The sequence below is a fragment of the Nakamurella antarctica genome, assembly GCF_003860405.1.
Lineage (GTDB): Bacteria > Actinomycetota > Actinomycetes > Mycobacteriales > Nakamurellaceae > Nakamurella > Nakamurella antarctica.
In genome coordinates, this window is the sequence record NZ_CP034170.1 from 1108966 (window position 1) to 1130763 (window position 21798).

Annotated in this window: 20 protein-coding genes, 1 tRNA gene and 1 pseudogene; 19 read left to right on the forward strand and 3 right to left on the reverse strand. The window is 61.9% G+C overall.

Annotated features, from left to right (window positions below):
- Positions 1-34: 34 nt before the first annotated feature.
- From recN to EH165_RS04920, 16 genes and pseudogenes are all read left to right on the forward strand, one after another.
- Positions 35-1891 (forward strand): DNA repair protein RecN, encoded by a 1857-nt coding sequence (gene recN / locus EH165_RS04850; RefSeq protein ID WP_239020704.1) that lies wholly within the window; start codon positions 35-37, stop codon positions 1889-1891.
- A gap of 88 nt (positions 1892-1979) precedes the next feature.
- The gene (steA, locus tag EH165_RS04855; RefSeq protein WP_124798271.1) at positions 1980-3149 is read left to right on the forward strand and encodes a putative cytokinetic ring protein SteA; all 1170 of its coding nucleotides are present in this window, start codon (positions 1980-1982) and stop codon (positions 3147-3149) included.
- Positions 3149-4090 carry a copper transporter gene (locus tag EH165_RS04860; protein ID WP_124798272.1) on the forward strand — a complete coding sequence of 314 codons (942 nt, stop codon included), beginning with the start codon at positions 3149-3151 and terminating at the stop codon, positions 4088-4090. The genes steA and EH165_RS04860 overlap by 1 nt, the downstream gene beginning before the upstream one ends.
- Before the next feature lie 254 nt (positions 4091-4344).
- Positions 4345-6078, forward strand: coding sequence for a CTP synthase (locus EH165_RS04865; RefSeq protein WP_124800300.1), 1734 nt, complete (start codon positions 4345-4347; stop codon positions 6076-6078).
- Positions 6079-6083: 5 nt separating this feature from the next.
- Positions 6084-6770, forward strand: coding sequence for an NUDIX domain-containing protein (locus EH165_RS04870; RefSeq protein ID WP_239020705.1), 687 nt, complete (start codon positions 6084-6086; stop codon positions 6768-6770).
- Positions 6767-7708 carry a site-specific tyrosine recombinase XerD gene (gene xerD / locus EH165_RS04875; RefSeq protein ID WP_206426112.1) on the forward strand — a complete coding sequence of 314 codons (942 nt, stop codon included), beginning with the start codon at positions 6767-6769 and terminating at the stop codon, positions 7706-7708. The genes EH165_RS04870 and xerD overlap by 4 nt, the downstream gene beginning before the upstream one ends.
- 167 nt (positions 7709-7875) lie before the next feature.
- Positions 7876-9032, forward strand: a pseudogene (locus EH165_RS15685) (ParA family protein).
- Positions 9029-9943, forward strand: coding sequence for a segregation and condensation protein A (locus tag EH165_RS04885; RefSeq protein WP_239020706.1), 915 nt, complete (start codon positions 9029-9031; stop codon positions 9941-9943). Before EH165_RS15685 ends, EH165_RS04885 begins: the two are co-directional and overlap by 4 nt.
- Positions 9940-10587 carry an SMC-Scp complex subunit ScpB gene (gene scpB, locus EH165_RS04890; protein WP_124798273.1) on the forward strand — a complete coding sequence of 216 codons (648 nt, stop codon included), beginning with the start codon at positions 9940-9942 and terminating at the stop codon, positions 10585-10587. The genes EH165_RS04885 and scpB overlap by 4 nt, the downstream gene beginning before the upstream one ends.
- A gap of 5 nt (positions 10588-10592) precedes the next feature.
- Positions 10593-11393 (forward strand): pseudouridine synthase, encoded by an 801-nt coding sequence (locus EH165_RS04895; RefSeq protein WP_124798274.1) that lies wholly within the window; start codon positions 10593-10595, stop codon positions 11391-11393.
- A complete protein-coding gene (gene cmk, locus EH165_RS04900) occupies positions 11390-12100 on the forward strand; it encodes a (d)CMP kinase (RefSeq protein WP_164479124.1) in 711 nt (236 codons plus the stop codon). Before EH165_RS04895 ends, cmk begins: the two co-directional genes overlap by 4 nt.
- Positions 12101-12111: 11 nt before the next feature.
- A complete protein-coding gene (locus EH165_RS04905) occupies positions 12112-12777 on the forward strand; it encodes a lysophospholipid acyltransferase family protein (RefSeq protein ID WP_124798275.1) in 666 nt (221 codons plus the stop codon).
- A 96-nt stretch (positions 12778-12873) separates the two neighbouring features.
- Positions 12874-14337, forward strand: coding sequence for a ribosome biogenesis GTPase Der (der, locus tag EH165_RS04910; RefSeq protein ID WP_124798276.1), 1464 nt, complete (start codon positions 12874-12876; stop codon positions 14335-14337).
- A gap of 151 nt (positions 14338-14488) precedes the next feature.
- Positions 14489-14623: a hypothetical protein gene (locus EH165_RS16455; RefSeq protein WP_277870527.1), complete on the forward strand. Its 135-nt coding sequence runs from the start codon at positions 14489-14491 to the stop codon at positions 14621-14623.
- Positions 14620-15210 (forward strand): PRC-barrel domain-containing protein, encoded by a 591-nt coding sequence (locus EH165_RS04915; protein WP_124798277.1) that lies wholly within the window; start codon positions 14620-14622, stop codon positions 15208-15210. Before EH165_RS16455 ends, EH165_RS04915 begins: the two co-directional genes overlap by 4 nt.
- On the forward strand, positions 15210-15641 hold the full coding sequence (locus tag EH165_RS04920) for a PRC-barrel domain-containing protein (protein ID WP_124798278.1): 432 nt from the start codon (positions 15210-15212) through the stop codon (positions 15639-15641). Before EH165_RS04915 ends, EH165_RS04920 begins: the two co-directional genes overlap by 1 nt.
- A 4-nt stretch (positions 15642-15645) precedes the next feature.
- Here EH165_RS04920 and EH165_RS04925 read toward each other — a convergent pair whose 3' ends face one another.
- Together EH165_RS04925 and EH165_RS04930 are read right to left on the reverse strand one after the other, a co-directional pair.
- Positions 15646-16104, reverse strand: a complete 459-nt coding sequence (locus tag EH165_RS04925) for a DUF2231 domain-containing protein (RefSeq protein ID WP_124798279.1) — start codon at positions 16102-16104, stop codon at positions 15646-15648.
- A 115-nt stretch (positions 16105-16219) separates the two neighbouring features.
- Complete coding sequence (locus EH165_RS04930) at positions 16220-16987, reverse strand: ABC transporter permease (RefSeq protein WP_124798280.1); 768 nt, start codon at positions 16985-16987, stop codon at positions 16220-16222.
- 143 nt (positions 16988-17130) lie between these two features.
- On the opposite strand from EH165_RS04930, the gene EH165_RS04935 reads away from it, so the two are divergent.
- A tRNA-Pro gene (locus tag EH165_RS04935) sits at positions 17131-17204 on the forward strand.
- A 35-nt stretch (positions 17205-17239) separates the two neighbouring features.
- On the opposite strand, the gene EH165_RS04940 is transcribed toward EH165_RS04935, so the two are convergent.
- Positions 17240-18445 carry an IS481 family transposase gene (locus EH165_RS04940; RefSeq protein ID WP_124798281.1) on the reverse strand — a complete coding sequence of 402 codons (1206 nt, stop codon included), beginning with the start codon at positions 18443-18445 and terminating at the stop codon, positions 17240-17242.
- A 435-nt stretch (positions 18446-18880) separates the two neighbouring features.
- Here EH165_RS04940 and EH165_RS04945 point away from each other — a divergent pair, with 435 nt between their 5' ends.
- Positions 18881-19702 carry an SDR family oxidoreductase gene (locus tag EH165_RS04945; protein WP_124798282.1) on the forward strand — a complete coding sequence of 274 codons (822 nt, stop codon included), beginning with the start codon at positions 18881-18883 and terminating at the stop codon, positions 19700-19702.
- Between the two features lie 226 nt (positions 19703-19928).
- Entirely contained in the window at positions 19929-21596 is a 1668-nt protein-coding gene (locus EH165_RS04950) for a hypothetical protein (RefSeq protein ID WP_124798283.1), read from the forward strand.
- The last annotated feature ends 202 nt before the right edge of the window (positions 21597-21798 follow it).

Here is a 21798-nt window from a genome sequence, read left to right on the forward strand (position 1 = left end):
CAGCGCGTTATTCGATCTGGTGTACTACGTTGAAATGGTGCTGACAGAACTCCGGATCACAGGCCTAGGCGTCATCGATGACGCAGTCTTGGAGTTGCATTCGGGGTTGACCGTGGTGACGGGCGAAACCGGCGCGGGGAAAACGATGGTCGTCACTGCGCTCGGGCTAATCGCGGGCGGTAGAGGCGACGCAGCGCGGGTTCGGATCGGATCCGAGAAGACAACGGTGGAAGCGCGTTTCGAGGTCGGGGAGGGCAGCGCAGCCGGCGCCATCGCGGCCGCGGCCGGCGGGCAACTTGACGACGACGGTTCGCTGATTGCGCTTCGGACCGTGTCCTCAGATGGGCGTACGCGTGCTCACCTTGGTGGCCGCTCGGCGCCGGTGGCGTCATTGACCGAGGCCATCGACACCCTTCTCGCGATCCACGGCCAGTCAGAGGCGATCACCCTGCTGCGCCCAACCCAGCAGCGTGCGGTCCTTGACCGATATGCGGGGCTGCACGATCTTCTCGGCCAGTACCGGCAGCTTCGGAAGGAGTGGCTGAGTGCGCGGGCGGAGTTGGCGGACCGGGTCGCGCGGATTCAGGAACGCGCGCAACGCGAGCAGGTGCTGCGGTTGGGTTTGGAGGAGATCGCCAAAATAGCCCCTCTCCCCGCAGAGGACCGCGAGATCGCAGCAGAGTCACGACGTCTGGATAACGCGGACGCATTGCGTTCGGCGGCCGACGAGGCAAGGGTGTCGTTGGTGGGCGGCGAGGATATGAGCGACGCGGCGCAGGCGGTAGGGATGGTTGAAAGCGCCCGCAAGCTTTTGGAATCCTCTGACGACGAGCGCTTACAACAGATCGCAGCAGGGTTGCGGGAATCCAGTGCAATATTGACCGATGCTGCCATGGAGCTGTCAGCGTACTTAGCGGACTTAGACGCAGATCCGGAGCGGCTACAGGAGCTCCTAGCGCGTCAGGCTGCACTCAAGGCCCTGACACGGCGTTATGGCTCCGACGTGGACGACGTGCTGCGCTGGTCAACGGCGGCGGCACAAGAACTGGCAGACCTGGATAGCTCGGAGGAGGTGTTGGAGGGGCTGCGCCAATTGCAGCAGGAAAAGGCGGTCAAAGTGGCGAAGGTAGGAGCCGAGCTCACCGCCCACAGGTCGGCCGCGGCAGCGAAATTGGGCCGGCTCGCGACGTCCGAGCTGGAGAACCTGGCTATGGGTCGGGCCACCCTGCGGATCGGAGTGTCGCAGCAGGAAGTCGCCGTCAGCCACGAGGAGAGCGTGACCGTGGGGAAGAGGCACCTTCTTGCGGGACCGGAGGGTCTCGACAGCGTCGAAATTCTTCTCACATCGCATGCGGATGCACCGGAACTGCCACTTCAGCGCGGCGCCTCCGGTGGCGAACTCTCCCGGGTAATGCTCGCCCTTGAAGTCGTGCTGGCCGAGGCAGAACCGGTGGGCACGTTGGTCTTTGATGAAGTTGACGCAGGTGTCGGCGGCAGGGCGGCTACTGAAATCGGCCGGCTTTTGGCTCGGTTGGGTCGTACGCACCAAGTGATCGTGGTGACCCACCTTGCGCAGGTCGCTGCCTTCGCCGACCGGCAACTAGTAGTCAATGCCACGGAAGATGGGGCCGTGCGCTCCTCGTCTGTTCGGGCGGCCACCGGATCTGACCGCGAAACCGAACTTGCCAGGATGCTCGGCGGCACCGATACGGCAACAGCTCGCGCACATGCAGCCGATCTTCTCTCGGCCGCGCGTGCCCAGATTGCCCGAGATGCTCGCACGGCAGTGGGGGTAGAAAGCCGCGTACCTGCTAACGCGGGGGAGGCGGTCAGCAAGTCGGGTGTTCCCGCAAAGCGCAAGTTGGCCAAGAACCCGGCGTCCCCGCTTTAACGTGCTGGCCTGACCCGGGGTTTCTTTTCTTCAGGACGCGCCCACGAATCTCCCCACTAGACAGGGGGAGAGCTGTCACCATCGGAGCATGAAACTCTTGTCACGCGCGTCCCGCGAGTTGCCAGGAGTCACAGGCGTCGCCCGAGTTGCCCGGCGCAGTGACACCTTGCTGAGCCGTGTAGGTAACGGCGACATTGTGGTGATCGACCACATGGACATTGATCGCAAGACTGCCGAAGCACTGGTTCATGCCGGTGTGACGGCGGTGATCAACGCCTCCCCGTCGATTTCCGGTCGGTACCCCAATCTCGGTCCCGAGATTCTGGTGAGCTCCGGCATCATTCTCGTCGACGAGATAGGCGACAAAGTCTTCTCGCGACTGAAAGACGGCGCAAAGGTGCGTCTCGACGAAGGCACGCTGTACGCGGGCGAGGACATCATTGGCACCGGCACCGTTCAGACTCCGGAAGCAATTGCCGACCTCTTGATCGACGCCAAGACCGGTATGGCGGCGCAACTAGAGGCGTTTGCTGCCAACGCGATTGAGTACATGAAGCGGGAACGCGGACTGCTGCTTGACGGTGTGGGGATACCCGATATCACCACCGATCTGAAGGAGCGCCAAGTTCTTCTCGTCTCCGCCTCGGCGGAGACGGCGAAAGAGCTCAAGGGGCTCAAGAAGTACATCGCCGACTACCGGCCCGTGCTCATCGGCATCGACGCTGGAGCGGACGCACTTCGTGAAGCGGGCTACAAACCTGATCTCATTCTGGGAAATCCGGAGTCGATCTCCTCGGAGACGCTGACGGCCGGCGCCGAAGTAGTGATTCCAGCCCACACCGACGGACACGCTCCGGGTTTGGAGCGTGTCCAGGATCTGGGAATTGGCGCCGTCACGTTCCCGGCTAGCGGCACCAGTGAAGACCTGGCGCTGCTGCTGGTGGATGCGCATGAGGCAGCCCTCATCGTCACGGTGGGTATGCGCACCACCTTGACCGACCTGCTTGATCGCGGTCGCGGCTCCACAGCCTCGACCTTCCTGGTTCGGATGCGCGTTGCGAACAAGGTTGTCGAGGCCGCTGCGGTGTCGAAGCTCTATCGGGCCAGGATTTCCTGGTGGGCGGTCTTGTTGTTGATCGTGGCAGCGGCGACCGCAATTGTGGTGGCACTGCTGGTTTCCGATGTTTCCGGCACCTACGCCGATCTGTTCCGGGATTGGTGGAGCGAATTCACCACCTGGGTTAAGGGACTTTTCTGATGATTTCCATGCGGTACCACATTGTTTCGCTTGCTGCAGTGTTCTTGGCGCTGGCTTTGGGCATCGTGCTCGGCGCGACCAAGATCAGTTCCCCCCTGTTGGCGGGGTTGCAAGGCGATGCCAACTCGTTGACGGCTGAGCGCGATGCGTTGAAGAAGGAAAACGCTACGTTGAGCGCTGGAGCGGCTTCCTCGGAAGATATCGCTGCCGCAGTGGGCGATGTTGCCGTCCGCGGGATATTTCGCCCGAGCCCGACGGTGGTCCTCATTACGACCGCCGACGCTAATTCCGCCGACCGCGACGCTGTGCTCGCTCTGCTGGGCAAAGCGGGCGCAGTCTTGGCCTCACAAGTGCAGCTCACCGCAGACTTCACGGACCCCTCACGGGCTCAGGAAGTACGAAGCCTCGTGACGTCGAATATCCCGGCGGGACAGAAGCTTCCGGAAGTACAGGATGTGGGGACCTTGATGGGATCGCTGTTAAGTCTGATTTTGGTGGCGGACGAGAGCGGCTCCAGCAAGGCGACCGAAGCAGAGGCGACGCAAGCCATGTCTGCGCTGACAACCGCTGGTTTCATTCGATCGTCGGGCGCTCTCAAAGCGGGTCGTCTGGTGGTGGTGCTGACAGGCGGCGCCGCGACCGGCGGATCCGAGGGTGATCGCGCTGCGGCGGTTGCTTCGCTGGCAGCCCAGCTCAAGACGACCGCCAACGGTGTGGTGCTGGCGGGCCGGCAGGGGAGTGCCACAGCGCCGACTGGCGCCGTCGGCGTCATCCGTGCAGACACGGCGGATAGTGCAAGCGTGACGACCGTCGACGATGTCGATCTGGCTTCTGGCAGGCTGGCCACAGTGCTCGGACTTGCTGAGCAAGACCTTGGCAAGGCGGGCCGATACGGAAGCGACGTCACCGCTCAGGCGCGGATTCCCAGCCTCGCAACCTGAACCATCTCCTTGTAGGCCCGCAGGCCCGGTTTCGCGCGAGCGAACCGGGCCTGCGGCGTCAACGGCGACCGGGCGGGCTCGCGCGAGAGACTCGTCACAGATCGTGCTGACCTGGTAGCCACAGGCCTGATCCGAAGGCCTCGCCACGCCGATTGCGAGCTCGGCCTGCCCATAAATTCTCATAGGCTGTTAGGGTGAAACCCCGTAAGTGATTGCCAAAAGGTCGTCGCATTCTTACGGATCCGGGAGTCGTCTTGGCGCCATCAGCGCGTTCGACAAAGCACATCTTCGTCACCGGCGGGGTGGCATCATCGTTGGGGAAAGGTCTGACGGCTTCGAGCCTCGGCCAGCTCCTCACCTCGCGTGGTTTGCGGGTGACAATGCAAAAGCTCGACCCTTATATCAACGTGGACCCGGGCACGATGAACCCGTTCCAGCACGGCGAGGTGTTCGTGACGGAAGACGGAGCCGAATGCGACCTAGACCTCGGTCACTATGAGCGCTTTCTCGACCGGAACCTGACGGCGGACGCCAACGTCACCACGGGCAAGGTCTACTCGCGCGTGATCGCCCGCGAGCGACGCGGTGAGTACCTGGGCGACACTGTTCAGGTAATTCCCCACATCACCAACGAGATCAAAGAGCAGATGCTCGCGATGTCGGCCCCCGACTCGCAAGGCGGTCAACCCGACGTCGTCATCACCGAGATCGGCGGTACCGTCGGCGATATCGAGTCGCTGCCATTTCTCGAGGCAGCGCGCCAGGTGCGGCACGACCTGGGCCGGGACAACGTTTTCTTCCTACACGTGTCGCTGATTCCCTACTTGAAGCCCTCCGGCGAATTAAAGACCAAGCCGACCCAGCACTCCGTGGCCGCACTGCGCAATATCGGTATCCAGCCCGACGCGTTGGTCTGCCGCAGCGACCGCGACATCCCCGAGGGGATGAAAGCCAAAATTTCGATGATGTGCGACGTGGATCTTGAGGCTGTTGTCTCGTGCCCCGACGCAGCCTCGATCTACGACATCCCCAAGGTCCTGCACACCGAAGGTCTCGACGCCTACGTGGTGCGGCGGCTGAACCTCTCGTTCCACGACGTGGACTGGACAATTTGGGGCGACTTGCTTGACCGCGTACACAACCCCACCGAGACAGTCCGAATTGCCTTGGTGGGTAAGTACATCGACCTGCCAGACGCTTACCTGTCGGTGACCGAGGCGCTCCGTGCGGGTGGTTTCGATAACCACACGCGGGTGGAGATCAAGTGGGTTCCGTCTGATGATGCTCTGACGCCAGCGGGAGCAGCGGCAGCATTGGGTGACGTGCAGGGCATTCTTGTCCCGGGCGGATTCGGTATCCGCGGGATTGAAGGCAAGCTGGGCGCTCTGACCTACGCGCGGACCAACCGGATCCCGACGTTGGGGCTGTGTCTGGGGTTGCAGTGCATGGTCATCGAGACCGCGCGCAACCTGGCGGGTCTTGGCGGCGCCAACTCTGCTGAATTCGACGCCAACGCCGCGGACCCCGTGATTTCCACCATGGCCGATCAAGCCGACGTCATCTCAGGCGAACGAGATATGGGTGGCACCATGCGGCTGGGTGCCTACCCGGCGGCACTCACAGAAGGCTCGCTTGTCGCCGAGATCTACGGCAGCACACTGATTTCCGAGCGGCATCGCCATCGCTACGAAGTCAATAACGCCTACCGTCCCCAGTTAGAAGCGGCGGGTCTGCACATCTCCGGTACTTCGCCCGACGGACACCTCGTCGAGTTCGTTGAGCTGGACCGGCAATTGCACCCGTTCTACGTTGCCACCCAGGCGCACCCCGAGTTGAAGTCCAGGCCGACTCGTCCACATCCGCTATTTAGTGCCTTTATTCGCGCATCGCTTGATTACCTCAAGGGCGAGCGGCTTCCCATGGAGTCGGACGACGCGCCTACCGCCGATGCCACCGAATTGGCCTCTGCCGAAACCGTGGCGGGATAGCGCCGGTGGGGACCTCCGACGCTGACGTGGCGCCCGCGATCTTCACCGTCCTCAATTCCCGGCGGGTCTTTGAGGGCAAAATCGCGAAGGTCCGCGTGGATGAAGTCTCGATGCCAGGCGGTGGTAGTGCCCTCCGCGAGGTCGTGGAACATGATCGGGCCGTGGCTGTGGTCGCGGTGGATGACGAGGGCCACGTGGTGCTTGTTGAGCAATACAGGCACCCGTTCCGGCGCCGACTCTGGGAGCTGCCGGCCGGTTTGCTCGATATTGCAGGGGAGGGGCCGCAGGCCGCCGCCGCTCGGGAACTTGCCGAAGAGGTGGGGTACGCCGCGCTCGAGTGGCGGGTGCTCGTCGATGTCGCCGCCTCGCCCGGATTTACCGATGAGGCAGTCCGGGTTTTTCTCGCCACGGGGCTGAGCATTATTGGTCGTCAGGGTGAGATCACCGATGAAGAGGCGGATCTCACTGTGGTGAAGGTGCCGCTGGCCGTGGCCGTGGCGGCGGTGATGAGCGGCGACATCGTCAACGGAGCCACTGTTTCAGGGCTCCTTGCAGCACACCTTGCGATGCATGACGGATTGGATTTACGGCCCGGCGACGATCCCTGGGTTACCGGACCGGCAGTGCCCCGCGAACACCACGAAGAACTGGGTGACGCAGGCGGGATCATTGCCCGCTCTCAGGGTCGGTGACCCTGCCGACGTCGCCAGCGCCGGCTCTGAGTGCCGCACTGGCGACCTATCTTGACCATCTTGCGGTAGAGCGGGGGATGGCGCAGAACACCTTGGTGTCCTACCGCCGAGACTTGGAGAGGTATATCCAGTACCTCACGGCCGCCGGGGTGTCCGAACCCGCCGAGGTTTCCCCAGCTATGGTTGCCCAATTCTTGGCTGGTTTGCGTGCGGGGGACGATGGCCGAGTGCCGTTGGCTGCCTCATCAGCGGCGCGAGCGGTAGTAGCTGCACGCGGGTGGCACAAATTCCTGGCGATGGAAGGTGTGGTGGCACTGGATGCCTCCCGCGATGTGCACCCTCCCAGCCCGGCGAAACGACTTCCCAAGGCGCTGCCGGTGCACGAGATTACTGCGCTGATCGACAGCGTCATCGGGGACGAACCCCGACAACTGCGCGACCGTGCGATCCTGGAGTTTCTCTACGGAACGGGTGCGCGGATCTCCGAAGTGATCGGACTCGATATCGGCGACGTTGATCTCGACCAGCAGTCGGCGAAGCTTCGTGGCAAGGGATCCAAGGAGCGCTATGTACCCGTCGGGTCGTACGCGAAGGCGGCGCTTGCTGCGTATGTGGTCCGGGGTCGCCCCGCATTGCTGGCCGCAGGTGGCCGGAGTAATCATGCGGTGTTTTTAAATGCCCGCGGTGGTCGGTTGACGCGGCAGGCTGCATGGACGATTTTGCGCTCCGCAGCAGAGCGCTCGGGTGTGGTCAGTAGAGTTTCGCCGCACACCATGCGCCACTCCTTTGCCACGCACCTGCTCGAAGGCGGCGCCGATATCCGCTCGGTGCAGGAACTCCTGGGGCACGCATCAGTCACGACGACCCAGGTATACACACTTGTCACGATTGAGGCCCTGCGAGAGGTGTATGCCACTTCGCATCCGCGAGCCCGCTGAGGGTCCCTGCCGCGTGGTCTTGGCCGGGATTATTTTTACATCCGCAGTTGTCGACGCGCCGCGTTGTCTGCGTCGCCCCGACCCGCCTACTGTAGTGAGAGCACGCCCCGCTTGTAATCACGTGACCTGGGGTTTTCTGTTTTCAGGTAGAGGGAGAAGTTACGCCGATGAGCGCACCGGACGACGCATCCTGGATTGCGGCTGCCGGAGCGCCAAGCCGATTCCAAGAGCGTTCCGCCGAGTCCACTCGCTACGAGAGTGCCCCCGCGTCCGCCGCGCCCGAGGCGAATGGCGAAACGGCCACGCGCGAAGCGCGCACGGATGAAGGCGCCAGCGAGCGCGAGAGCCACGAGGACGCCCTCTTCGCGCAGCCGACGGCCATCGCGGGCGGCAAACCCGACCACGCGGGTACGGGGCAGCTCGGCCGCATTGGCGCTATCTCCGCCCGGGCGCGCGAACGAGCAGCTGCGAAAGCCGCGGCCGAAGATCTCGAACCGGTGGTCGGTCCCACAGGCCGACCGATCAAGGTGATCCCGGAGCCGGAGCCGTTGGAGCACCACGGGCCCGCACGAGTGATCGCGATGTGCAACCAAAAAGGCGGGGTTGGGAAAACTACCTCCACCATTAATCTCGGAGCCGCATTAGCCGGCTACGGCCGTCGAGTGCTGGTTGTCGACCTAGACCCCCAAGGCGCGCTCTCCGCGGGGTTGGGGTGCCGTCCCATCAACTGGACCGCACGATCTACAACCTGATGCTGGAACGTTCGACGTCGATTTCCGACATCCTTGTACCCACCAAGGTTCCGGGTATGGACCTGCTTCCCGCCAACATTGATCTTTCTGCAGCGGAAGTGCAGCTCATCAACGAGGTAGGGCGCGAACAAACCCTGGGCCGCGCGCTGCGCCCCGTACTGCACGCCTACGACTACATCCTCATTGACTGCCAGCCATCGCTCGGTTTGCTGACGGTCAACGCGCTGGCCTGCGCCAACGCCGTCGTCATGCCGGTGGCAGCGGAGTACTTCGCGCTCCGCGGGGTGGCGCTGTTGATCGACACCATCTCGAAGGTTCAGGATCGCATCAACCCCGACCTCACGATCGACGGCATTCTTGTCACGATGTTCGACGGCCGCACCATGCACTCGCGCGATGTCATCGCTACCCTCGTGGATCAGTTCGGCGATCAGGTGTACGACACCGTGATCTCGCGGACGGTGAAGTTCCCGGAGACCACCGTCGCCGGTGAGCCGATTACCAGCTACGCGCCGACATCTGCTGCAGCACAGGCCTATTTGCAGTTGGCGCGGGAAGTGATTGCTCGATGATGTTCGCGCCGCCGGATGCATCGCTACCCGCCGGGGCGCTCGCCGAGACGAGAGAGACTGACGCTCGTCACGCATCTGGGGCATCCGGCGCGGCGCTTGAAGCCGTAGTCGGACCGGCGCGAAAGCAGACCAGTAAGTCCTTCCACATCAGTCTTGCAAACTTCGACGGCCCCTTCGACTTGTTGCTGCAGTTGATATCCCAGCACCGGATGGACGTCACCGAAGTGGCACTGCACACCGTGACGGATGAGTTCATCAGCCACCTGAAAGCTCTGGGCAATGACTGGGATCTTGGGCAGGTCACCGAGTTCTTGGTTGTTGCAGCAACCTTGTTGGACTTGAAGGCTGCGCGGTTACTGCCTGATGCCGATGTCGAGGACGAGGCCGATCTGGCACTGTTGGAAGCAAGGGATTTGCTCTTCGCGCGCTTGATGGCTTACAAGGCGTACAAGCAGGTTTCGCTATTGTTCCGCGAACTGGAGGCCACCGCGCAGCGACGTTATCCGCGTGCGGTCACCCTCGAGGCCAGGTATCTCGGTCTATTGCCGGAGGTCAACATCGGCTTAGACGCGGCTGGTTTTCACGACATGGCCTCTCGCGTCTTCGCGCCGAAGCCACCCCCGGAGCAGGTATCCCTACTTCACATCCACAGCTCACCGGTGTCGGTCGGTGAGCACACCCAGATCATCCGGGACATGCTTGTTGCCAGCGGCACCTTGACCTTTTCCGAGTTGGTAGAGGGCTGCACCGAAACACTGGAGGTGATCGCTCGTTTCCTCGGTCTGTTGAACCTGTTCCGGGAGGCTGTGGTGCTCTTTGACCAACCAGAACCGTTGGGGGAGCTGAAGGTTCGCTGGACCGGCGAGGAATATGCCAGCGCCGGAATAACCACCCGTGAGGAATACGAATGATCGAAGCAGACGAATGCGGCGTGCTGCAGGTCGCCTATGGTGAGTTGACAGCCGAGCCGGGCGAGGATGACGACAACGAACTGGTCCCCGAGCCAGACACCGCTGTTGCCGAGGACGATCTGCCGCACGCGATCGAGGCGATTCTGTTGGTGGTCGACAACCCTGTCTCTGAAACCGCGGTGGCGTCCGCGGTAGGTTTTTCTGCCACGCGGGTTCGTGCGGAGCTCGATGCTTTAGCCGCCGAGTACACCAGAACTTCCTCCGGAATCGAATTACGAGAATTCGGCGGGGGTTGGCGGTTTTACACCCGGGACCGTTTCGCACACGTGGTCGAGCGGTTCGTATTGGACGGCCAACAAAGCAGGCTCTCGCGGGCCGCATTGGAGACTTTGGCCGTCATCGCCTACCGTCAACCAGTTACCCGTGCACGTATTGCCGCCGTCCGAGGCGTCAACGTGGACGGCGTCATCCGCACCCTGACGGCTCGCGGACTGGCCGAAGACGTGGGAACGGACGCCGAAACTGGCGGAATGTTGTACCGCACCACGGAACTGTTTCTCGAGCGTTTGGGGTTGTCCTCCTTGGACGATCTGCCAGCGCTCGGACCCTTGCTCCCGGAAATTGATGCAGTAGAAGATGAGTGATCGAGATGGCTGAAAATACAAAGTTCGAGTGGGACGAAGCCGACTTCGCCCACACCAAAAAGGGCGCGAAAGCCCAAGAGCCTGAAGGTGTTCGCCTGCAAAAGGTGCTTGCCCAAGCGGGAGTCGCCTCTCGGCGTCATGCAGAAGATCTGATCCGAGCAGGCCGCGTCAAGGTGGACGGTTTGATCGTCCGCGAGATGGGTATGCGGGTCGACCCAGAGAACGCCGTCATTCATGTCGATGGCAACCGGGTGGGCTTTAGTGAGAGCCAGGTGTACCTGGCTCTGAATAAAGAACCCGGCATGCTGTCGACGATGTCCGACGACCTGGGCCGCCCGCATATCGGCCAGCTGGTGCGAGATCGGACCGAGCGGCTGTTCCATGTGGGGCGCCTTGACGGCGACTCCGAGGGCCTCATTTTGCTGACCAATGATGGTGACCTTGCCCACCGTTTGACGCACCCGTCCTACGGCGTCTCGAAGACCTACATGGCAGAAGTTCCTGGCCCGATCCCGCGCGACCTCAGTAGGAAACTGCTCAAGGGAATTCAGCTCGAAGATGGGCCCGTCAAGGTCGACTCCATTGAGATCGTGGACCAGCACAATGGGCGCGCAGTCCTCGAGCTCGTCATTCACGAGGGCCGGAACCACATCGTCCGCCGGATGCTCGATGAGGTCGGCCACCCGGTCTCGCGCCTAGTGCGGACCAAGATCGGTGACGTGCAACTGGGACACCAGCGTCCGGGAACTATTCGCAAGCTCAACCCTGTGGAGATCGGCCTGCTCTATCGGGCGGTCGGACTGTGACGCAGGCGCCAGGGAATTCTGACCGCTTCGTCATCGCCGTCGACGGCCCCAGTGGCACCGGCAAGTCAACGGTGTCGCGCAAGGTAGCAGCGGCGCTGAACGCTGGGTATCTCGATACCGGCGCCATGTATCGCATCGTCACCCTCGCCGTACTCAACGCTGGCATCGACCCAGCTGACGAAGTCGGTGTGGCAAACCTATTGCCGTCATTGATGTTTGCCTCACCCGTGGACCCGGCCGAGCAAGTTCACACCCTTGCCGGCGAAGACGTGGGACGCAGCATTCGCTCAGTCCACGTCACAACGGCGGTGTCTGAGGTGTCTGCGAATCCGGCGGTGCGGGAGTGGCTCAAGGAACGGCAGCAGCAGCTTGCAGGTGCGGGCCGCATGGTGGTCGAGGGTCGCGATATTGGGACCGTCATTGCGCCCGATGCGGCCCTCAAGATCTACCTGACGGCCTCGGAGGAGGTCCGGGCCAGCAGGCGTTATAAAGAAGTGGGAGCCGCTGGAAGGACCCCGGATCTCGCAGTAGTCCGTGCAGCGATTGCGCACCGGGACAATTACGACTCGAACCGCCTACACGCACCGCTGCAGGCGGCTGCGGATGCGATCGTGATCGACTCCACCGACCTGGATATCGCCCAGTCGGTGGAGGCAGTGCTGGTGCTCGCCGCACAACGCGGCATCAGATGGGACGGCATCAGATGAGGCGGCAGTAGATGCGGTGGCATCACTTGGGCGGTGCGTCCGATCCGGTACCGCCGAACACCAAGGCGCACGCGGTAGATCGCGGACGCCGCATCGGAATCGTGTTGGCGCTGCTGGTCTATCGGATGCGGCTGCAGGGCGTGGCCCGGATCCCGCCCACTGGGCCCGTGATCTTTGCGGTCAACCACTCCAACACGTTGGACGGCCCGATCCTGTTCGGCGCATTACCCCGCCGGGTATCGTTTCTGGTGAAAGCTGAGATGTTCCACGGGCTTCTGGGCTGGCTACTGAAGGCCGTCGGCCAATACGGACTCAACCGCGATGTTCCCGACAGGGCGCCGCTGATGAGTGCGCTGGCCCAGTTGAAGGCCGGCGGCAGCATCGGAATTTTTCCTGAAGGAAGCCGCGGCGACGGCGGTGTCGAGTCCGTGTTCAACGGGGCTGGTTGGTTGGCTGCCCGTTCTGGTGCCTCGGTGGTACCGATCGCGATGCGCGGCACCCGTCGTCCAACCGGAACGAGTCGCCGGTTTCGTCCGAGGGTCGAAGTGCTCATCGGCGAGGCGTTTGCGGTCTTGCCTGGAGCGGGCAGGACGGCAGTGAATGCGGCGACGGCGGAAATTCGTGAGAAACTAAAGAGTCTGGTCGAAGAGTTGGACCAGGCTGAAACATCGCAGTAGGTCTTCACTCAGCTGTACCGCGCCGGCATCGGGTGGCGCGGATTCGGTCGAAACGCTGTCACGGCGTGTTCGAGAACCGCACATTAAGGAAATAACGTGACTGAATTTAGCGAAGCACGCCCGCTCGAAGAAGCGGTGCCCGGAGACGGAACCTGGGCCGACGACGGGGATCTCGCCAGCTGGGAAGATGGCGGCGACTACGAATTAGACGCCACCGGCGAGCACGTCGAGGCTGTTCGAGTCCCCACTCTCGCCATCGTGGGCCGGCCCAACGTCGGTAAGTCCACCCTTGTCAACAGGATCATTGCGCGCCGTGAGGCAGTCGTGCAGGACATCCCCGGTGTGACCCGTGACCGCGTTTCGTACGACGCGTTGTGGCGCGGCCGCCGCTTCACCGTGGTCGACACCGGGGGTTGGGAGCCCAAGGTCGACGGGCTGCAAGCCGCAGTCGCGCTGCAGGCCGAGTACGCGATGAAGACATCCGACGCAGTTCTTGTAGTGGTCGACGCCATGGTTGGCGCTACCGAGACCGACGAGGCCATCGCCCGGGTGTTGCGCCGCTCCAAGAAGCCCGTCATTCTTGTTGCTAACAAGGTCGATGACGAGCGCGCGGTCTCTGATGCCGCGCAGTTGTGGAACTTGGGTCTGGGCGAGCCGTTCGCGGTCTCCGCGCTCCACGGCCGCGGCTCCGGCGACCTGCTCGACATCATCCTCGACAAGCTGCCGGAAACCCCGGAAGAAATCTGGGACGCCGTCGGCGGGCCGCGGCGTGTAGCGCTGGTAGGTAAGCCGAATGTCGGAAAATCCTCGCTGCTGAACAAGCTCACGGGTGAGAACCGCGCCGTAGTCGACTCTGTCGCCGGCACCACGGTCGATCCGGTCGACTCGCTCGTCGACTTGGACAACGAAGTCTGGCGATTTGTCGACACTGCCGGTTTGCGTAAGCGCGTGAAGTTTTCCGGCGGTATGGAGTATTACGCGTCGCTTCGGACCCAGGGAGCCATTGAGTCTGCCGAAGTCGCCGTGGTGCTGGTCGACTCGTCAGAGCCGCTGAGCGAGCAGGACCAGCGGGTAATTTCGATGGTGGTCGACTCTGGCCGGGCCGTCGTGATCGCTCTGAATAAGGCAGACCTGGTGGACGAGGAGCGCCGCGACCAGATCGACAAGGAATTGGAACGGGATTTGGTGCGGGTGCCGTGGGCAGCCGTGATCAATATTTCTGCCATGACGGGGAGTCGGGTTCACCGGTTGGCCCCCGCGCTCCGCACGGCCCTTGCATCCTGGGATAAGCGCATCCCGACAGGTCAGCTCAACTCTTGGCTGGGGGAAGTGATCGCGGCCAATCCACCACCCGTGCGTGGCGGACGTCAGCCGCGGGTGCTGTTTGCGACGCAGGCGGCAAACCGTCCGCCGACATTCGTGCTGTTCACCAGCGGTTTCCTGGAGGCGGGATACCGGCGATTCCTGGAACGTCGACTGCGCGAAGAATTCGGGTTCGAAGGGTCGCCGATCCGCATCAACGTGCGCGTCCGCGAGAAGCGGGAACTGCGCAAGAAGTAGCCCTGTGTGTTGCTGCGCCGATGCACCGCGATGTGCGGGTGTGTTTTTTTAGTTCACATTGTGGTCTCGGCGCAGCTGCCAGGTGTAGTACTCCGTAGGCTGGGTAAGTCGTTCGTGGTCAGTCCAGTTCAACGGAGCAAAGAGGTGCGCAATGGCGTGGTGGGGTTGGTTGATCATCGTGGTGATACTTCTGGCGGTGTCGTTCGCCGGATTCGTCGCGATCCAGAAGAAGCGCAGGCAGGGCGGCGTGATCATCGCCGGACGCACTCCTAAGAAGCGCACATGAGCACGTTGATGCGCGCGAGCGAGATCGCCAAACGGCCCGTGGTGACCTTCGACGGCGAAGACATCGCTGAGATTAAGGACATTGTCTATGCCGCTCACGGCGGTCATGTGGGTGGTTTTAGCCTCAACGGCAGGTCATTCTTCGCCGGAAAAATGAAAACTGCTCTCCCGTGGGCATCCGTTGCGGCCCTGGGACCAGATGCGGTCATGGTCGCCAGCGAGGAGTCCCTCGTGCCGCTGGCCGATGTGCTGGCCGAGGCGGAAGCTTCTGGAACGTCCTCCCGTGGAGACATTCTCGGGTCGCAAGTGTTGACCGAGGACGGCACCGCGCTGGGCAAAGTCGTCGATGTGATCATTGAGGTGGCCGACAACCCGGGCGAAGCCGCAGACGTAGTGGGATATGAAATCGAGCCGTCCGAGGGGATGGGCGAGAGCGGTCGGCTGTTGATCCCATTGCCTGACACGTTGTCAGCGTCCGGGGAGCACCTGATGGTGCCAAACGCCACCCGCGAGTTTGTTTCTCATGATTTGGCGGGGTTTGGCGCTGCGGTCATCGCTTTCCGGGCACGTTTGGAAGGACAGATCTGATGAGATTCTCCGAAGGAAAAGGTCACAAGGTTGTCAGCACCGGCAACGCGGAAACTGTGGGTAAGGTCGCGGCTTTCGTCGTCGATCCTCAGACTGCGACCGTGGCTGCGCTCACCTTGGCGAAGACCGGTGAGTTAGGTACGTCGCTCGCTTGGCCGAATATCACCGGCTTTGGCCCTGATGCAGTGACAGTCGCTGGCGCCAGCGCGCTCCAGATCGCTGATGAGCGCATCGCTTATCTGGCCGACAAAAGCCGCGAGCTTGTGAAGAAGCAAGTGCTGACGCAGGCGGGTCGCCGGCTGGGTGTTGTCCAGGACGTGGATTTCCACCCGGGTACTGGCCAGATCGCGACGCTTCTGCTCGACACCGGCGAGATCGAGGGAAACCGGCTTGCTGGGATCGGATCGTATGCGGTGATAGTCCGTTCTTGACCGGTTAGTTGGTGGTAGAGCCCCACACTGCTTCAGCGCCGCTGTCCCCGGTTCGTACTACATGGACAACAGTGCCGATCCCGCCCACCAGCGAAAGAATGATTGCCGTAATAGGTAGCCATTTGGGTACCAAGTTGGATGATTTCCGCTGCCTGTTCAAGTAATAGACGGCGACGGCAGCCACGAGCAGGCCGAGCGCCCACCACAGCATCGAGTCGCCGAGTTCGGCATGCTTGCCGACATTGATGCCAAGTCGCGACTGGAGGGTTTCGCCTGATTCTTTCGCGACATAGGTAAAAACCACTCCCAGCGTGGCTATAGCCAGTGGACCCCAACCGGCCCATTTGCGAAACCGTGGCCACAGTGACGCCAGGACTACCGAAACTGCCGCCAAGGGGAGGAACACCACTGCGGCGTGGACGACCAGGGGGTGGACCGGGAGTCCGAAGATGGTGTCAAACATGGATGCCTCTCAGGGCGCCAAAGTCACACGCTCAGGCCGCCGTCTCTTTCCCCAGCGTATCGATACTGGGATGTGGTTGGCGCCAAATTGTTCTGTGTTGATCCGGGAACCGGATTTATTCAGGAACTGGTCCGTCCGGTCCTGCTATCCGGCCAGCGGCTACCAGTTCCACAGTGATAACGCTGGCGAGTGAGCTGACCAGTAACAGCGAGATAAGTACCAACAGCTGCGCTGCACCGGCTTGCACAGGGCTGGCGCCGGCGAGGAGCACACCTACAAAAGCTCCCGGTAGCGTCACCAGCCCGACCGTCCTGGTCTGGTCGAGAATTGGTAGAAGTGCAAGAGCGGCAGCGGGTTTGGCCACCAAATGTACGGCGTCCCGGCGAGTGAGGCCGAGAGACAGCGCAGCTTCGTACTCGCCTTTGCGGGCGTGTAGTTCTTCGGTGGCCCGTTTTCCGGTCAACGAGGTCACCGTCATGGCGCCGCCGATGATGATGCCGGCCACGGGCAGCACACCCAGGGGTTTGAACGGCACCGCGGTGCTGAGAAGGATCAGCGCCACTACGGGGATGACGGCCAACGCGATCGGAGCCAGAGTCCACCAGGCCCGCGGGCGATAGTTCCGTGACACTCTGCCTGCCGACGTCCCGGCGGCGATGACGATCATTGATGCGACAAATACCAGCGTCCACAGCATGGACTTGAGCACCCAGGCGATGACGAGGGAAACAGCGGCCAACTGGACGGTGGCACGTACGGCGGCAATGACGATCTCGGAGCCTTTGGTGAGCAAAGTCAGGTGCACCAGGAGCGCTGCCGCTGCGGTGAATATGACCAACAGCGCGATCAGCAGCGGACCAAGGTGGACGTTCGAATCTGACATGCCGGGCCGCTCCCTCAAGTGGATGAGCCGATTGTCCCCGCCCCGGGCGTGATTGTTCAAAGCGTCCGGGGCCGGGGCGCGGTTGGTCAGAATCGGGGTGGCTGCTGAGGTAACCTGGAACACGCCTGGCTTGCCAGGCAGGCCGGGATGTGGCGCAGCTTGGTAGCGCACTTGACTGGGGGTCAAGGGGTCGCAGGTTCAAATCCTGTCATCCCGACAATGTGATGTCTCGGGACATCGGAATGGCTGAACCTACAGATCTGTAGGTTCAGCCATTTGTCGTTGTGGGATGGGTTGGTAGTCGCGGGTCGGGTCCAAGGTGAGATCGCGGATGATGTGCCCGGTGGTGGCGTCGGCGATGCTGATGTTCAGGTCTTGGATGAGCAACTTTATGTAGGTTCCGGCGTAGGTTCGGCCAATTCCAATGTGGTGCAGCTTCCCGTTATGGCGCAGGGTGACGGTTCCTGCTTTGCTGACACGGTCATCGCGGACCCGGTCGTGGGTATCGGCGGTGCGGTTGCTGGTCGGGGTGGCTTTGGGCCGTAGGGCGTATGCCGCCGCGGGGGTGGCGTGGTGCGGCAGCGATCGGTGTGGGCGGTGGTGGTTGTAATCCTTGGCGAACGTGTCCAGCAGGGTTTGCAGGCCCGGGACGGTGGATGGTTGCTGCGTCTGAGCGCGTAACCACTTTTTGAGGGTTTGCTGGAACCGCTCGACTTTGCCTTGGGTTTGCGGGTGGTTGGGTTTGCCGTTTTTCTGGGTGATGTTCAGGCGCCGCAGTTCGTTTTCGAAACCGTTGCGTCCGCCTTTGCCGCCAGCGAATCGAGCGGTGTAGACCATGCCGTTGTCGGTCAGCGTGCACGCTGGGATTCCATGCGCGGCAATGGTTTCGCCGAATGTGGTGGTGACGACCATGCCGGTGATCCTGGCGTGCGCGGATAGATGCAGAACGTAACGTGAGTGATCATCAAGCCAGGTGATGATCTCAACATCTGTCCCGGGGGCACCGTTCGTTTGGGTCAGTCGGTAGTGGGTGAAGTCGGATTGCCAGCATTCATTGGGTTGTTCGGCGGCGAAGCGGATGTAGGAAGATTTCGGTCGCTTTTTTGGCTCGGGGGTGATGAGTCCGGCGCGGGCGAGGTGGCGGCTGATCGTGGCTCGGGACACGGTCACATCATGATGCTGGGCCAGGTGCCATCTGATGGTGTCCGGTCCGGCGTCTAAGCCTTGGCCCGCTAACTGTTCCCGCAGTTTTACGATCAACGTGAGAGTGGACTCCAGTGTGACGTTCGGCGACGACTTCGGCCGTCGAGAAAGCGGTTGGAATGCGATATCACCTTCGGCGTGGTAGCGGACCATCAGTCGGCTGATCCACCCCTGGGACACCCCGTAGGTGCAGGCAACCTCAGTTTGCGAGGTGCCGGTCAGAACGGCGGTGATCACAAGCTTCCTTTTCGACATGTCCTGGATGTACCGGGATGAGTATTCCGATGACGGGAGACACACCCATTCCGATGTCTTGAGACACCCCATTCCGATGTCCTGAACCAAGACACTGTCATCCCGACAACGGCTTCAGGACCGTCCACCGAACAGGTGGGCGGTCCTTTTTTATGGGCGCTGATGGATTGAAGATTGAAGGTGGTTCGAACGCTCACTGATCCCAAACATGGCGCTGGATAGTGCTTCTTGCGGTTCTATCGCTGGTCTTCGGAATAGCTTGTGTTGTCGTTTTTGGATTCTGTCGCGACTTCGAAGGGCGCACTATTGCTTGCGGAGACCTCAGTGATCAATGGCGCCATGGCAGTCCGGTGGCGACGAGAGCGGCGAGCTGGCAACTAGTCGAGACTGGGGCTCTGACCAAAAATAGCTATACCGACGGGATAGGGGATAGTGATGAGCAGGAAGAACACTCGTGGGCTCGCATTGCGCGGAGCCAGGGTCTTAATCACCGGTGCTGGTAGTGGTATCGGTCGGCAGATGGCGCTTGAAGCGGCCCGCCGGGGCGCAAGCGAAGTCATCCTCTGGGATCTCTCATCCGAACGCGCTGAGGCCGTGAAGGGCGAGATCCAGACGGCCGGTGGCGTGGCTTCCGTCGGGATCGTCAACGTCGCCGACCGTGCCGGGGTCGCCGAAGCCGCGAAGTCGATCCTTCCGGTTGATGTGCTTATCAACAATGCTGGCATCGTTACCGGCGCTGACCTGCTGGAGGCCACTGATGAGGACATCATCCGTACCTTCGATGTGAACACCCTTGCCCTGTACTGGACCACGCGAGCGTTCCTGCCGGCTATGCGCGACCGCGACCGCGGGGTTATCGTCACCGTTGCCTCCGCTGCCGGCCTCGTGGGGGTAGCCAAACAGACCGACTACTCCGCCAGTAAATTCGCCGCGTTCGGCTTCACCGAGTCGCTGCGCAACGAACTCCGCGCCCGCGGAAGTAACGTTTCCACGTTGATATTCGCCCCCTATTACATCAACACGGGCATGTTCGACGGCGTCACCACAAAGTTTCCTCGCTTGTTGCCCCTCCTTGACGAGAACGACGTCGCCCGCCGTGTCCTTGACGCCATTGAATCCGGTAGCCAGCAGCTGATCCTGCCGCGACTGGCCCGCATCATGCCAGCCACTCGCCTGCTGCCGGTGCGGGCCTTCGATCGTGTGGTGGACTTCTTCGGAATCAACCAGACGATGGATCACTTCACGGGCCGGCGTTAAATTTTCCCCCGGGTCCATTAAGCGCGCTGTGACTCCGTCGTCCGCGGGGCCCCATCACCGCCGGGGTCTCTGCCCCCGATCTCCGCCCGCGCGGTCCAACGCTGCGCAAGAGTAGAAGGGGGCCGCGTTATGAGTGCGCCGGATCTATCCGCCATCGGCCTTACCTGGAGTCCCCGAAGCCTGCTTCAATAGAAATTAAAATTCCAGACGGAAAAAAAGGGAAATAATGGAGTTCGAAGTCTCCTACCAGTTCGGTGACCACCCTGCGGTGCCCATTGAAGCCCGCGATTCGGCTATTGAGTTCTCGCCTGCTGATGGCACTATCTGCGTCAGCGAAAAAGCGGGTCTGCTGTGCACGCTCGTTGAGAGTGATCTGACTTGGCGATCGGATCTCCTCCTTACCGCCACAATCCGACTCGATGAGCCTCCATCCCGCGCCCTGTGGCCACGGTATGAGGGAATCTTGGAGGAGACCTCAAATCCGGATCGGAGCACCTTCGAGTTCCGAGGACCGGGTTGGAACTCGATACCCCGCAGCGGTGAGCGCCTCGGTATTCCGGCGCTCATTCTCGAGGACGCGGTCGGGTACCTGGTGATCGGCACCGATCCCGGATTTACTACCTTTGTGAGTCTCGACCTGAGCGCATCCGCCGTTCGCGTCACCTGGACGTATCGAAGCGAAGCGGGACCGCACCGCCTGATGGAGCGCAGGGTCTTTGCCCAACGCGCCGAGACGATCGAAGATGCGCTGATGGTGTGGTTCGAGATGGCGACACCGGATGTCCCGGCAGGCCCGGTCTGGCTGCACGATATCGATTGGCAGCACTACGATTTCATGTCAAAGAACGGTCACGGCTGGTTCGCGGACATCGACTCGATGTGTGAGATCGTGTCGCCGGAGGATAGGCACAAAATAGCGTTCACGCTGCATGCCTGGTACGACAGCTGCGGGAGGTACAGCTACGACCGGGACACCGGAATGCTCGACGATTCGTGGACCGTGTTCTCACACATCGCCGACCCCCGCTTGCTTGAGCGAGAAGGCACACCCGAAGCTGGCAATCAACCGACTAGTTATACGTTCCGCAACCTGGCCGATTACCGGCCGTTGCCCATGGACTGGGCCGAGATTGCCCGCCGAATCGCGTACGCGAAGGACCGCGGTTTCCGCGTTGCTTTCTACCTCATCACCGGCCTGATCGACGTCGGTTCCCCGGCCGAGCACGCTGTACTCGGCGATGGGCTTGAGAGTGCGAACGTGCCGCTCTGGATCGGGCCGGACGTCGTTTCTGATACCTACCTGGCCAATCCCCTCCACCCAGATGTCCGCCAGCGCTACCTGGGGCTGACAAAAGCCGTACTCGCGAAGGTGGGCGATCTCATCGATGCTCTCGTCATAGACGAGGCCTATTACATTGGATACGGCCAGCTCGGGCCGACGAGTGCACCGGGGTATGCAGATTTGGCCCAAGCAACGCTGATCAAATCTATAGCGGATCTATGCCACGCCCATCGCGCCGATATTGCGTTGCTTAGCGCGGATCATCTCGGTACTCAATCACTGCTCGGCCAGGCATATCCCTACAGCCTGTACGCGGATGGGATCTACCACGATGCTTGGAACCACGCGCAGGCGCACGAAGCCGCCCGGTTTCCGGCATGGCGCAACACTGTGTGGAGCTGCTTATGGGCTCCTTCAAGCGCGATCGAGAACACCCGCTGGGCTGTTCTGGCCTACGACGCACCGATCAGCACGAGCAACGGCTGCTTCGGAGACGACGTCAGTATTCAGGATATGGGGGAAGCCGAGATGGCCATCCTCCGGGAACTATGGGAGATCAAACGCAGCAGATCCTTCCGCCAGCGTCCGGCCTTGGTGATACCCGACCGCTGAAGCGAAATGAGCAAGTTCGCGGGACGTACTTCGCAGTAGTACATAGGGGCGCAATACGCGAATTGCCCCTATGTAGGGTGCCGTACAGCCGTGGACGGCGTCCACGTCACAACTAGCCTCGATACTTCATCGAATTGAATGGCGGGGGTTTTGCCGGGAAGGAGGGAAGGTGCTCCGACCGTTTCTACCCGCCTTTGCTCGT